9 protein-coding genes are annotated in these 12,062 nt (G+C 71.6%); 2 read left to right on the top strand and 7 right to left on the bottom strand.

The genetic code is table 11. The features are described 5' to 3' along the window. Positions 1-164: 164 nt before the first annotated feature. The 3 genes from ACIQE0_RS35050 to pgsA are packed head-to-tail and all read right to left on the bottom strand — an operon-like array spanning position 165 to position 2,871. Positions 165-1,283: a glycosyltransferase family 4 protein gene (locus tag ACIQE0_RS35050; RefSeq protein ID WP_366337872.1), complete on the bottom strand. Its 1,119-nt coding sequence runs from the start codon at positions 1,281-1,283 to the stop codon at positions 165-167. Beyond that, entirely contained in the window at positions 1,280-2,218 is a 939-nt protein-coding gene (locus ACIQE0_RS35055) for a phosphatidylinositol mannoside acyltransferase (RefSeq protein ID WP_402339535.1), read from the bottom strand. The genes ACIQE0_RS35050 and ACIQE0_RS35055 overlap by 4 nt, the downstream gene beginning before the upstream one ends. Then, positions 2,218-2,871, bottom strand: coding sequence for a phosphatidylinositol phosphate synthase (pgsA, locus tag ACIQE0_RS35060; RefSeq protein WP_366337876.1), 654 nt, complete (start codon positions 2,869-2,871; stop codon positions 2,218-2,220). The genes ACIQE0_RS35055 and pgsA overlap by 1 nt, the downstream gene beginning before the upstream one ends. Positions 2,872-3,146: 275 nt before the next feature. Here pgsA and ACIQE0_RS35065 point away from each other — a divergent pair, with 275 nt between their 5' ends. Beyond that, a complete protein-coding gene (locus tag ACIQE0_RS35065) occupies positions 3,147-5,345 on the top strand; it encodes an elongation factor G-like protein EF-G2 (protein WP_402339538.1) in 2,199 nt (732 codons plus the stop codon). Positions 5,346-5,516: 171 nt separating this feature from the next. After that, positions 5,517-7,187 (top strand): hypothetical protein, encoded by a 1,671-nt coding sequence (locus ACIQE0_RS35070; RefSeq protein WP_402339541.1) that lies wholly within the window; start codon positions 5,517-5,519, stop codon positions 7,185-7,187. Positions 7,188-7,291: 104 nt separating this feature from the next. Here the strand turns inward: ACIQE0_RS35070 and ACIQE0_RS35075 are convergent, their stop codons facing one another. The 4 genes from ACIQE0_RS35075 to thrS all read right to left on the bottom strand — a co-directional run bounded on the left by ACIQE0_RS35075 (position 7,292) and on the right by thrS (position 11,991). Next, complete coding sequence (locus tag ACIQE0_RS35075) at positions 7,292-8,482, bottom strand: hypothetical protein (RefSeq protein ID WP_402339543.1); 1,191 nt, start codon at positions 8,480-8,482, stop codon at positions 7,292-7,294. After that, a complete protein-coding gene (locus ACIQE0_RS35080; RefSeq protein ID WP_402339546.1) occupies positions 8,482-9,285 on the bottom strand; it encodes a polysaccharide deacetylase family protein in 804 nt (267 codons plus the stop codon). The genes ACIQE0_RS35075 and ACIQE0_RS35080 overlap by 1 nt, the downstream gene beginning before the upstream one ends. A 90-nt stretch (positions 9,286-9,375) precedes the next feature. Continuing rightward, positions 9,376-9,933, bottom strand: coding sequence for an HIT domain-containing protein (locus tag ACIQE0_RS35085; RefSeq protein WP_366337884.1), 558 nt, complete (start codon positions 9,931-9,933; stop codon positions 9,376-9,378). A 75-nt stretch (positions 9,934-10,008) separates the two neighbouring features. Further along, positions 10,009-11,991, bottom strand: a complete 1,983-nt coding sequence (gene thrS / locus ACIQE0_RS35090; protein ID WP_366337886.1) for a threonine--tRNA ligase — start codon at positions 11,989-11,991, stop codon at positions 10,009-10,011. Between the last annotated feature and the right edge of the window lie 71 nt (positions 11,992-12,062).

A 12,062-nucleotide genomic window follows, 5' to 3' on the forward strand; every position in this document is an offset into this window, starting at 1 on the left:
GGTGTGCCGGACGTAAAGCGAAGCAGTCCGGCACACCCCTACCGCCCCACAGACCCGGCACCGCACCCAACAGCCCCGCGCAGCGGACAGGCACCACACCCGACAAGCCCCGCGCAGCGGCACCGCAGCGGACCCGCGCCGCAGGCGCAACGTGGGGAGGAGAACTAATCCGCCGCCACCGCCGACGCGCCGGCCGCCACCGTCTCGTAGACGGCGAGGATGTCCGCGCCGACGGTCGTCCAGTCGAAGCGGCGGACGTGCTTGCTGCCGCGGGCCCGGAGCTCGGCCAGGCGTTCGGGGTGGTTCAGGAGTCGGATCGCGGCGGCGGCCAGCGCGTCGGCGTCCTCGTTGGCGAAGAGTTCGCCGGCCTCGCCCTGGTCGAGGACCTGGGCGAACGCGTCGAGGTCGCTGGCCAGTACGGGGGCGCCGGCGGACATCGCCTCCACGAGGATGATGCCGAAGGACTCGCCGCCGGTGTTGGGCGCGACGTAGACGTCCACGCTGCGCAGCAGGCGCGCCTTGTCCTCGTCGGAGACCATGCCGAGGAACTCGACCCGGGAGCGGAGTTCGGCGGGCAGCCCCGCGACCGCCTCGTCCTCGTCGCCGCGGCCGGCGACCAGGAGCCGGGCGTCGGGGATCGCGGCGAGGATCGCGGGCAGCGCCTTCATCACGACCGGCAGGCCCTTGCGGGGCTCGTCGATCCGGCCGATGAAGCCGATGGTGCGGCCCTGCCACTCCGGGCGCGGCTCGGCCCGTGCGAAGAAGTCGACGTCGACGCCGTTGGGGATGACCACGGCGTCGCCGCCGAGGTGCTCGACCAGGGTGCGGCGGGCGTACTCGCTGACCGCGATCCGGGCGCTGATCTTCTCCAGCGCGGGCTGGAGGATCGGGTACGCGGCGATCATGGCGCGGGAGCGCGGGTTGGAGGTGTGGAAGGTCGCCACGATCGGGCCCTGCGCCGCCCAGCAGGCGAGCAGGCCGAGCGAGGGCGAGGCCGGCTCGTGGATGTGGATGACGTCGAAGGCGCCGTTCTGGAGCCAGCGGCGGACCCGGGCGGCGGAGAGGAAGCCGAAGTTCAGCCGGGCGACCGAGCCGTTGTAGGGCACGGGCACGGCGCGGCCGGCCGGGACGACGTAGGGGGGCAGCGGCGTCTCGTCGTCGGCGGGGGCCAGGACGGAGACCTCGTGGCCGCGGCGGATCAGGTGCTCGGCCAGGTCGCGGATGTGGAACTGGACGCCGCCCGGGACGTCCCAGGAGTACGGGCAGACGATGCCGATCTTCACGCGGGCTCCGTTCCGGGGGTCCCGCCGCGCGGCTCCAGGTCGGCCAGCCACAGGCGCTGGAGCATGTGCCAGTCCTCGGGGTGGCCGGCGATGCCGGAGGCGAAGGCGTCGGCGAGCTGTTGCGTCATGTGGGCGGCCTTCTCGGCGCGGGTGCCGGTCTGGGGCACCTCGATCTCCGGGTGGACCCGGCCGCGCATGATGGGGCTGTCGTCGTACCAGAGGGTGACCGGCAGCAGCATCGCGCCGGTCTGGAGGGCGAGCATCGCGGGCCCGGCGGGCATCTTCGCCTCCTCGCCGAAGAACTTCACCGGTATCCCGGAGCTGGACAGGTCGCGGTCGGCGACCAGGCAGACCAGGCCGCCGGCGCGCAGCCGCCGGGCCAGCGTGCCGAACGCGGAGCCGCCGGTGTGCGGCAGCACCTCCATGCCCAGGCCCTCGCGGTAGGCGACGAACCGGTCGTAGAGGGACTCCGGCTTGAGGCGCTGGGCGACGGTGGTGAACGGGACGCCGAGCTTGGTGGTGACCCAGGCGCCGGCCAGGTCGTAGTTGCCCATGTGGGGCAGCGCCAGGACGACCCCGCGGTCGCTCTTGAGGGCCTCCTCCAGGTGGTGCACGTCCTCGGGGTCGAAACCGGCCCTTATCCGCTCCGGGCTCCACGCCGGCAGCCGGAAGGACTCCATCCAGTACCGCATGTACGAGCGCATCCCGGCCCGGGAGAGCGCGGCCAGGCGCTGCGCCGAGGCGTCCGGCACGACCCGGGCGAGGTTGGCTTCCAGGCGCTCGATGCCCTTGCCGCGGCGCCGCCAGGTCACGTCGGCGAGCTGCCGCCCGAGCTGCACCGCGACGCCCTCGGGCAGCCGCTTGACGGTGCTCCAGCCCAGGCCGTAGAGCCCGTCCGCCAGCTTCTCGCTGTCGATCAGCGGTCCGCGTCCCATCAGCGGTTCCCCCCTTGAGTGAGCGCGTCGGCCTCGGCCGACTCCCGGCGTACCGTCACCACGCGCTGGCCGAGGGTGACGGCGCTGCCCGCCGCGACCGCCCACAGGGCGATCGGCAGCAGGACCTCGACGCCCGGCACGCCGAACTTGTGCAGCCCGGACAGCCCGCAGGCGACCAGCGAGATCACCAGCCGCTCGGCGCGCTCCACCAGCCCGTTGACGTCCACCGGCAGCCCGATGGCCTCACCGCGCGCCTTGGTGTACGAGACGACCTGGCCGCTGGCGAGGCAGAAGATGGCGACCGCGCAGAGCGCGAGGCTGTCACCGCGTCCGGCGTACCAGAGCGCCAGCCCGCCGAAGATCGCGGAGTCCGCGACCCGGTCGAGCGTGGAGTCCAGGAAGGCGCCCCACCGGCTGGACCGGCCCAGTTGCCGCGCCATGTTCCCGTCGACCAGGTCGGAGAAGACGAACAGCGTGATCACGATCGTGCCCCAGAAGAACTCACCCTGGGGGTAGAAGATCAGGGCGCCGGCCACCACGCCGCCGGTCCCGACGACGGTGACCGCGTCCGGACTGACCCCGAGGCGGATGAGCAGGGCGGCGAACGGAGTGAGAACACGCGTGAAGAACGCACGCGCGTACTTGTTCAGCATGACCTTCCCGAAAGTTGTTACGGGCCGCGCGGTCAAGGGGCCACCGGCTGGCCCATCGTAGCCAGGACGCTGCGGGGCTCCGCGAACGCATCGCGGCGCGGGGTGCACGCCGGGGCTCGGGCCGGTCACCGCACGCCGTCGGGCGCGCCCACCAGGCCCGTCCGGTGGCCGAGAGCACTCCTAGGGACACCGGCCCCGTGCGCCACGTATGGACGCATCCTGAACCCGGTGGAAAGCTCGAATCACCGCAAAGTGTCGACCTGGAGGCGAGACACATGAGCGAGAAGTCGAGTACACACCCAGGAGCCGCCGGAAGGGCACCGGCGGCCGACCGGCCCGCCGCCCTGCGCAACGTGGTGCTGGTCGGCCACAGCGGCTCCGGAAAGACCACCCTGGTCGAGGCGCTCGCGCTGGCGTCCGGCGCGGTCAACCGGGCGGGCCGGGTCGAGGACGGCGGCTGCCTCTCCGACTACGACGAGATAGAACACCGGCAGCAGCGCTCGGTCCAGCTCTCCCTCGTCCCGGTCGACTGGGGCGGAATCAAGATCAATCTGTTGGACACCCCCGGATACGCCGATTTTGTCGGGGAACTCAGGGCCGGTCTGCGCGCGGCGGACGCGGCCCTCTTCGTCGTCTCGGCCGCCGACGGGGTGGCCGGCGCGACCCGGATGGTCTGGGACGAGTGCGCGGCCGTCGGTATGCCGCGCGCCTTGGTCGTCACCCACCTGGAAGCCGCCCGCGCCGACTTCGACGAGATGACCCGGCGCTGCGCGGTCACCCTCGGCGGCGAGGACCCGGACGCGGTCCTCCCCCTCTATCTTCCCCTGTACGGCACCCCAGGCGCCGACGGCCACGCACCGGTCGAGGGCCTGATCGGCCTGCTGACCCAGCGCGTCTTCGACTACTCCTCCGGCACCCGCACCGAGCGCGCCCCCACCGACGACGAGCTCCCGCTGATCGAGGCGGCCCGCAACCGCCTCATCGAGGGGATCATCGCCGAGAGCGAGGACGAGTCCCTCATGGACCGCTACCTCGCCGGCGAGGAGATCGACGTCAAGACGCTCATCGGCGATCTGGAGACCGCGGTCGCCCGGGGCTCCTTCCACCCGGTCCTGGCCGCCGCCCCGGCCACCGACGGCGCCAAGCAGGGGCTGGGCACCGTCGAGCTGCTGGAGCTGATCACCGGCGGCTTCCCCACCCCCGCGGAGCGCGAGGCACCCGCCGTGACCGGCCCCGACGGCTCCCCGCGGACGAGCCTGGGCTGCGACCCGGAGGGCCCGCTCGCCGCCGAGGTGGTCAAGACCTCCTCGGACCCGTACGTGGGCCGGCTCTCCCTGGTCCGGCTCTTCTCCGGCACGCTGCGCCCGGACGAGACGGTGCACGTCTCCGGGCACGGCCTTACGGACCGCGGCCACGAGGACCACGACGTCGACGAGCGGGTCGGCGCGCTGTCCGCGCCCTTCGGCAAGCAGCAGCGCCCGCTGCCCCAGGCGATCGCCGGCGATCTGGCGTGCGTGGCCAAGCTGACCCGCGCCGAGACCGGCGACACCCTCTCCGCCAAGGACGACCCGCTGCTGATGGAGCCGTGGGAGATGCCCGACCCGCTGCTCCCGGTCGCCATCCGGGCGCACAGCAAGGCCGACGAGGACAAGCTCTCCCAGGGGCTGGCCCGGCTGGTCGCCGAGGACCCCACGATGCGCCTGGAGCACAACCAGGACACCCACCAGGTGGTCCTGTGGTGCATGGGCGAGGCGCACGCCGACGTGGCGCTGGAGCGGCTGCGCGCCCGCTACGGCGTCCAGGTCGACACCGTCGACCACAAGGTCGCGCTGCGGGAGACGTTCGGCGGCGCCGCCGCGGGCCGCGGCCGGCATGTCAAACAGTCCGGCGGCCACGGCCAGTTCGCGATCTGCGAGATCGAGGTGGAACCGCTGCCGGGCGGCTCCGGCATCGAGTTCGTCGACAAGGTCGTCGGCGGCGCGGTCCCCCGGCAGTTCATCCCGTCCGTCGAGAAGGGCGTCCGGGCCCAGGCCGCCCGCGGGATCGCCGCCGGGTACCCGCTCGTCGACGTCCGGGTCACCCTGCTCGACGGCAAGTCCCACTCCGTCGACTCCTCCGACGCCGCGTTCCAGACGGCGGGGGCGCTGGCGCTGCGGGAGGCCGCCGCGCAGACCACGATCGAGCTCCTGGAGCCGGTCGCCGACGTGCGCATCCTGGTGCCCGACGAGTACGTCGGCCCGGTGCTCAGCGACGTCTCCGGCCGCCGCGGCCGGGTCGTGGGCACCGAGCAGTCCGGCTCCGGCCGCACCCTGGTCCGCGCCGAGGTGCCGGAGATCGAGATCGGACGCTACGCCGTCGACCTGCGCTCGCTCTCCCACGGCACCGGACGGTTCAGCCGCGGCTACCTGCGGCACGAGCCGATGCCCGGGCCGCTCGCCGCCCGGATGCGTGAACAGGCCGAGAACGGCGCATAGTTAACGCCCGGTCAGCCGCCGTCCCGGACACCCCTGTTGGGCCGGGCCGGCGGCTGTACGCTGGGACTCCATCGCTGCGCCGGGCGTTGTGGGCCAACCTGCGAACCTGCGGCGCGGCAGGTGTGCGCGCAAGCGCAGTCGGGTAGAGCGCATCAGCGGGTACATGCGGTGATGGGGGCGGTAGTGGCAGACGGTTTTGACTTCAGTCCGGGAGCGCAGGTCCCCATTTCGGGGGGCGCCGGACAGACGGCGGCGACCCAGGCCCTGGCCTCGGCCGCCTATCGGGACAGCCCGCTCTCGGACATCTCCAAGGCGGACTCCGACTCCGGCGCCTCCAGCATCAAGAAGCCCAAGCTGTCCCTGTTCGCACCCAATCTCGGGGAGGCGTTCTCGCGCGCCGTCCAGATGCGGATGCTCGGCGGCGGCCGCGGCCCCCTGATCCAGTCCTTCGGCACGGAACCCCAGACGATCGTCGAACACTGCCTGGCGGCCACCCGTATCCGCAAGCACCGCGACACCCGGCTGACGGTCCTGATGGTGGTCTGCGGGCTGCTCTTCCTGCCCGGTGTGCTGCTCTGGCTGGGCGCCTTCCAGCTCCGCAAGATGTTCTCCAAGGACGGCGAGGGCAACGGCATCTCGCTGCTGGGCGGTGCGCTGCTGGCACTGCTCGCCGCCGCCGGCCTGTTCTTCATGATCAAGCTGCCGCTCACCGGCTTCTGGCCGCTCTACGCCCGCGGCATGCTCATCGCCCCGGTGGTGGGCTGGTGGCTGGCCAAGCAGATCTGCGAGCGGACCGCGGTGAGCCTGCGGGAGGCGTGGAAGGGACTGCTGGACGGCGGCGGGGTCGCCGCGAAGATCCCCGAGGCGGTCCCGCTGGACCCCAACCACACCTCCGCCGAGACCCTCCGGCACAACCTCGCCAAGGTCTCCGCCGAGCAGCGCAGCAACGTCGTCTTCTACGCCGGCCCCAAGGGCATACTCGGGATGGGCACCCGCTGGGGCAGCTGGCAAATGGCCGAGGAGCTGCGGCCGGCCAAGGAGGGCACCGAGATCCACCCGTTCCGCAGCTGGGACGTCATCCGCGCGATCCACGACCGGCTGACCCTGCTGCAGCGCAGCCCCCTGCACACCGGCGGGTTCCAGCAGCCGCCGTCGGTCCGCCACTGGATCGTCTCCCCGGTGGGCGAGAACGCCAAGTCCGTCTCCCGCCCCGACGGCAGCCACGTGGACGGCTACGAGATCCGCGGCCACGAGATAGAGCGGATCTGCAACGAGCAGCAGTTCGGCAGCGGCGACCGGCACTACCTCGGCGTCCAGTTCGTGCTGTGGGACGGCCAGTTGGTGATCACGCTGATGATCACCGTCACCGTGCTCCACGAGACGCTGCGCATCGAGGTCAGCGGCCATGCCCTCGGCCCGGTCAACCCCCTGTTCATGGGCAAGCCGTCGCCCAAGACCAAGGAGGTCGCCAAGGTCGTCCGGTTCTGGGAGACCAAGACCCACACGCTGCCGCTGATCGAACCGTCCGAGGTGGTCCGGCTCGCCGCCCGGGCCCCGCTGACGTGGTTCCCGCCGGTGCTGGACTTCCTCGGCGGCAAGCTCGGCCTCCCCGAGCCGTTCGGCCTGCGCCACGTCTGGGCCGACAAGCCCTGGCGCCACCGCTTCATGGCCGATGACGCGCTGCGCGCCGCGACCCCGGTCCTGCGGGCCGTGCACGCCGCCGCGATGAGCGTCCTGAAGGAGAACGGCGTCGACGTCGAGCGCTTCGACAACCGCTCGCTGGTGCTCAGCGGCATGGTCCAGGGCGCCGAGCCGAAGAAGGCCGACGAGTACAACGCATAAGACGGCACCCCGCCTCCGCACGGACGGGCGCGCGCACGGCTTCTCCGCCGGGCGCGCGCCCGTCCCGTTCTCCGCCCCGCCCCCTCATCTCCTCACCGCCGCGGCTAACGGAAGATGCCGGTGTGCCCCAGCGAGTACCGCCCCGGCTGCGGGTAGACCGCGAGCCCGTGCGGCCCCTCCCCCACCCGGATCTTCGCCAAGGTCTTGCCCGACGCGGTGTCGAGCGCGTAGACCTCGGAGTTGTAACGCCCCGAGAGCCACAGCACCTTGCCGTCCGCCGAGACCCCGCCCATGTCGGGGCTGCCGCCGCCGTCGATGTGCCATTTGCCGACCAGATCGCCGGTCTTGAAGTCCAGCAGCGAGATGGAGCCCTCGCCCCGGTTGGAGATGTACATGGTGCGGGAGTCGCGGCTGACGTAGAGGCCGTGCGCGCCCTTGCCGGTGGGCAGCAGCCTGGGCTTGCCGAAGGAGTCGCCGTTCAGGATCCAGACGCCGTCGGCCATCATGTCGGCGACGTACCAGGTCCTGCCGTCCGGCGAGATCTTCACGTCCTGCGGCATCGCGCCCTCGAACGGCAGCTTCTGCTTGTCGATCACCGCCATCTTCGCGGTGTCGACCTTGAGCAGCTCGGCGGAGAACTCGCAGGAGACGATGAAGTACTTCCCGTCCGGCGAGAAGTCGGCGTGGTTGACGCCCGCGCAGTCGACCGGGACGGTCTTGCGGATCTCCATGGTGTGCGGGTCCCGGAACACCAACTGCCGGTCCATGGACGCCATCACCACCGCGTACTTCCCGTCCGGCGTGAAGTAGAGGTTGTACGGGTCGTGCACCCTGACCGGCTTGCCGGCCTTGCCGGTGGCCGGGTCGATCGGGGTGAGGTCGTGCCCCCGGTTGTTGTTGACCCACAGCGTCTTCAGGTCCCACGACGGCACCACGTGCTGCGGCTGCACGCCCACCGGGATCGTGTCGATGACCTTGTACGTCCCGGGGTCGATGACGCTGACCGTGTCGGAACCGGTGTTGGGCACGTACACCCGGGACGGGAAGCCCCTGACCTGCTGCACCAGCCGGTTGGGCCGGTCCGCGGCGTACAGGTCGTGCGGGTCCAGCACCGGCGGCATCCCGGGCAGGCCCTGGGAGACGGCCTTGCCGGGCGAGGCCGGTGCGGGACGCGGGCCGGGGGCGGACTGCCCGCCGCCGGCGCAGCCCGCCGCCGCCAGGACGCAGGCGGTGACCAGCAGCGCGGTGCGGCGGGAGCGGCTCGGGCGGGGGTGGGTGCGGTTCCGGTCAGCCATCAGGTCACTAGCTCCGTTGTCGTCACCGCGCGCAGACCGCGCCGGCGGAGGCCGTCGAGGATCGGGGGCAGCGCGGCCACCGTGCCGGCGTGCCCGAGGTGGAGACTGACGACCGAGCCCGGCCGGACGCCGTCCAGGACCGTGCGTTGGACGGCCGGGGCACCGGGGTCGTTCGCGTCGAGGGAGTCCACGTCGTACGACAGGACGTGCGGATAGCCCGCCTTGCGGGCCAGCTGGATCACCTGCCCGGTGGCCAGCCGGGTCTGCGAGGGGCGGAACCAGCTGCCGATGGTGCCGGTGAGCCGGCGCAGCCGGTCGGCACACTGGCTGATCTCGGCGTACGCGGCGTCCGCGGGCAGTGCGCTGATGTTGCGGTGGTGCATGGTGTGGTTGCCCAGCTCGTGGCCGCCGTCGAGGATCCGGCGGGCCATCGCGGGCTGCTCGTCGAGCCAGACGCCGACGGCGAGGACGGTGACGCGGACGCCGGCCCGCTCGGCCTCGCCCAGCAGCGCCCGCGCCAGCTTGGGGTCGCCCCGGCCGTGGAAGGTGAGGGCCACCGCGTGGCCGTCCCGGGGTCCGTGCTCGATCTCGGCGGGCAGGCCCGGCGCGCGGGTCGGCGGCCGGGCGCCGGGGTGCCGGGCGGGGGCGGACCGGCCCGTTCCGTGGGGGCTCGGTCCGCCGGAGGGCCGTGCGGAGGCGGCGTCGTCGGCCGAGTGCCTCGGGTCGCAGCCCGTCGTGAGCGCACCGGCGGCCGCGGCCGAGGCGGCCGCGCGCAGCACGGAACGACGATCTAGGGAAGTCACCACCCCATTAGAGGGGCAAAAAATCCCAATCGGGGCGATATATACGATTCATCCGAGTACGTGTCGCCCCGTTCACCCGGGGTGCAGCGGCTACGCCGGCCAGGCCGCGGCGAGCATCGCCCGGGTGTCGGCCAGCAGCTGCGGCAGCACCTTGGTGTGGCCGACCACCGGCATGAAATTGGTGTCGCCGCCCCAGCGGGGAACGACGTGCTGGTGGAGATGGGCGGCGATACCGGCCCCGGCCACCGTGCCCTGGTTCATCCCGATGTTGAAACCGTGCGCCCCGGAGGCGGTGCGCAGCGCCACCATCGCCCGCTTGGTGAAGTCCCCCAGCTCCGCCGTCTCCGCCTCGTCGAGGTCGGTGTAGTCGGCGACGTGACGGAACGGGACGACCATGAGGTGCCCGCCGTTGTACGGGTAGAGGTTCAGCACCGCGTAGACCCGCTCGCCGCGGGCGATCACCAGGCCGTCCTCGTCCGACTTCGAGGGAATGGTGCAGAACGGACAGCCGTCGGCGGCCCCCGGGCCGCTCGGCTTGTTCTCCCCCTGGATGTAGGCCATCCGGTGGGGCGTCCACAGGCGCTGGAAGGCGTCCTGCGTCCCGACTCCGATCTGCTGCTCCGGCTCACTCGTCATGTTGCGAAGCATATTCTCCCGGGCCGGCGGGCGAAGCGGCGAGGGGCGGTCCCGACTCCGGGACCGCCCCTCGCCACCTCGGCCTCATCAGATCTCGGCGCGACGCTCCACCACGTCCAGGAGCTTGGCCAGCGCCTCGTCCTTCGGAATGCCGTTCTCCTGCGAACCGTCGCGGTAGCGGAACGACACCGCCCCGGCGGCCATGTCCTCGTCACCGGCGAGGATCATGAACGGCACCTTGGACTTCTGCGCGTTGCGGATCTTCTTCTGCATCCGGTCCGAGGAGGAGTCCACCTCGACCCGCAGCCCCTTGGCCTTCGCCTCCGCGGCGAACTCCGCCAGATACGGGACGTGCGCGTCACCGATCGGGATGCAGGTGGCCTGCACCGGGGCCAGCCACGCCGGGAAGGCACCCGCGTAGTGCTCCAGCAGCACCGCGAAGAACCGCTCGATGGAGCCGAACAGCGCGCGGTGGATCATGACGGGCTGCTGCTTGGAGCCGTCCGCCGCGGTGTACTCCAGACCGAAGCGGGCGGGCTGCTGGAAGTCGACCTGGATCGTCGACATCTGCCAGGACCGGCCGATGGCGTCCTTCGCCTGCACCGAGATCTTCGGCCCGTAGAACGCGGCGCCGCCCGGGTCGGGCACCAGCGGCAGCCCCTGCTTCTCGGCCGCCTGGCGCAGCGCCTCGGTGGCCTCCTCCCACTCCGCGTCCTCGCCGATGAACTTGTCGGACTCCGGGTCGCGGGTGGACAGCTCCAGCTCGAACTCGGTCAGGCCGTAGTCGCGCAGCAGGTCGAGGACGAAGGTGAGCAGGTTGTCCAGCTCGTCCGCCATCTGCTCCTTGGTGCAGTAGATGTGCGAGTCGTCCTGGGTGAAGCCGCGGGCCCGGGTCAGACCGTGCACGACGCCCGACTTCTCGTAGCGGTACACCGTGCCGAACTCGAAGAGCCGCAGCGGGAGTTCGCGGTACGAGCGGCCGCGCGCCTTGAAGATCAGGTTGTGCATGGGGCAGTTCATCGCCTTGAGGCGGTAGTTCTGCCCGTCGAACTCCAGCGGCGGGAACATCGCCTCGCCGTAGTTCGGCAGGTGCCCCGAGGTCTCGAAGAGAGCTTCCTTGGTGATGTGCGGGGTGTTGACGAACTCGTAGTCCGACAGCTCGTGCCGCTTGCGGGAGTAGTCCTCCATCACCCGGCGCACCACGCCGCCCTTGGGGTGGAAGACGGCGAGGCCGGAGCCCAGCTCCTCCGGGATGGAGAACAGGTCGAGCTCGGCGCCGAGCTTGCGGTGGTCGCGCTTCTCGGCCTCGGCGAGGAAGTCCAGGTGGGCCTTGAGCTCGTCCTTGGTGGGCCAGGCGGTGCCGTAGATGCGCTGGAGCTGCGGGTTCTTCTCGCTGCCGCGCCAGTAGGCGGCGGCCGACCGCATCAGCTTGAAGACCGGGATGTGCCGGGTGCTGGGCAGGTGCGGCCCGCGGCACAGGTCCTTCCAGCACAGCTCGCCGGTCTTGGCGTCGAGGTTGTCGTAGATGGTCAGCTCGCCGGCGCCGACCTCGGCGGAGGCGCCCTCGGCGGCGTCCGCGGCGGAGCCCTTGAGGCCGATCAACTCCAGCTTGTACGGCTCGTCCACCAGCTCCGTGCGGGCCTCGTCGTCGGAGACCGCGCGGCGGGCGAACTTCTGGCCGCGCTTCTGGATCTCCTGCATCTTCTTCTCGATGCGCTTGAGGTCGTCGGGGTGGAAGGGCTTCTCGACGTCGAAGTCGTAGTAGAAGCCGTCCTTGATCGGCGGGCCGATGCCGAGCTTGGCCTCCGGGAAGAGCTCCTGCACGGCCTGGGCCATCACGTGCGCGGTGGAGTGCCGCAGGATGTTCAGACCGTCCTCGGAGGTGATCTCGACCGGCTCGACCTCGTCGCCGTCGGCCAGTTCGTAGGTGAGGTCCTTCAGCTCGCCGGCGACCCGTGCGGCCACGATGCTGCGCTCGCCCTGGAAGAGGTCGGCGGCCGTAGTGCCCGTGGTCACCACGCGTTCTTCCCGCTCGGAATCGCGTTGGACGGTCACACGGACGTCTGACACCGGTCTCTCCTGACTCATGTCTCTCTCGCGTCAGCGATTGCTGCGCGCCCCCGATCGTACCGAGCCGTGGG

This window comes from Streptomyces sp. NPDC093097, assembly GCF_044754325.1.
Classification (GTDB): Bacteria; Actinomycetota; Actinomycetes; order Streptomycetales; family Streptomycetaceae; genus Streptomyces.

What these genes read in the sequence shown, in the direction of transcription:
- ACIQE0_RS35075 (WP_402339543.1), bottom strand. Translation starts at nt 8,482, where the DNA reads ATGGCTGACCGGAACCGCACCCACCCCCGCCCGAGCCGCTCCCGCCGC.
- pgsA (WP_366337876.1), bottom strand. Translation starts at nt 2,871, where the DNA reads ATGCTGAACAAGTACGCGCGTGCGTTCTTCACGCGTGTTCTCACTCCG.
- ACIQE0_RS35085 (WP_366337884.1), bottom strand. Translation starts at nt 9,933, where the DNA reads ATGCTTCGCAACATGACGAGTGAGCCGGAGCAGCAGATCGGAGTCGGG.
- ACIQE0_RS35070 (WP_402339541.1), top strand. Translation starts at nt 5,517, where the DNA reads ATGGGGGCGGTAGTGGCAGACGGTTTTGACTTCAGTCCGGGAGCGCAG.
- ACIQE0_RS35065 (WP_402339538.1), top strand. Translation starts at nt 3,147, where the DNA reads ATGAGCGAGAAGTCGAGTACACACCCAGGAGCCGCCGGAAGGGCACCG.
- ACIQE0_RS35055 (WP_402339535.1), bottom strand. Translation starts at nt 2,218, where the DNA reads ATGGGACGCGGACCGCTGATCGACAGCGAGAAGCTGGCGGACGGGCTC.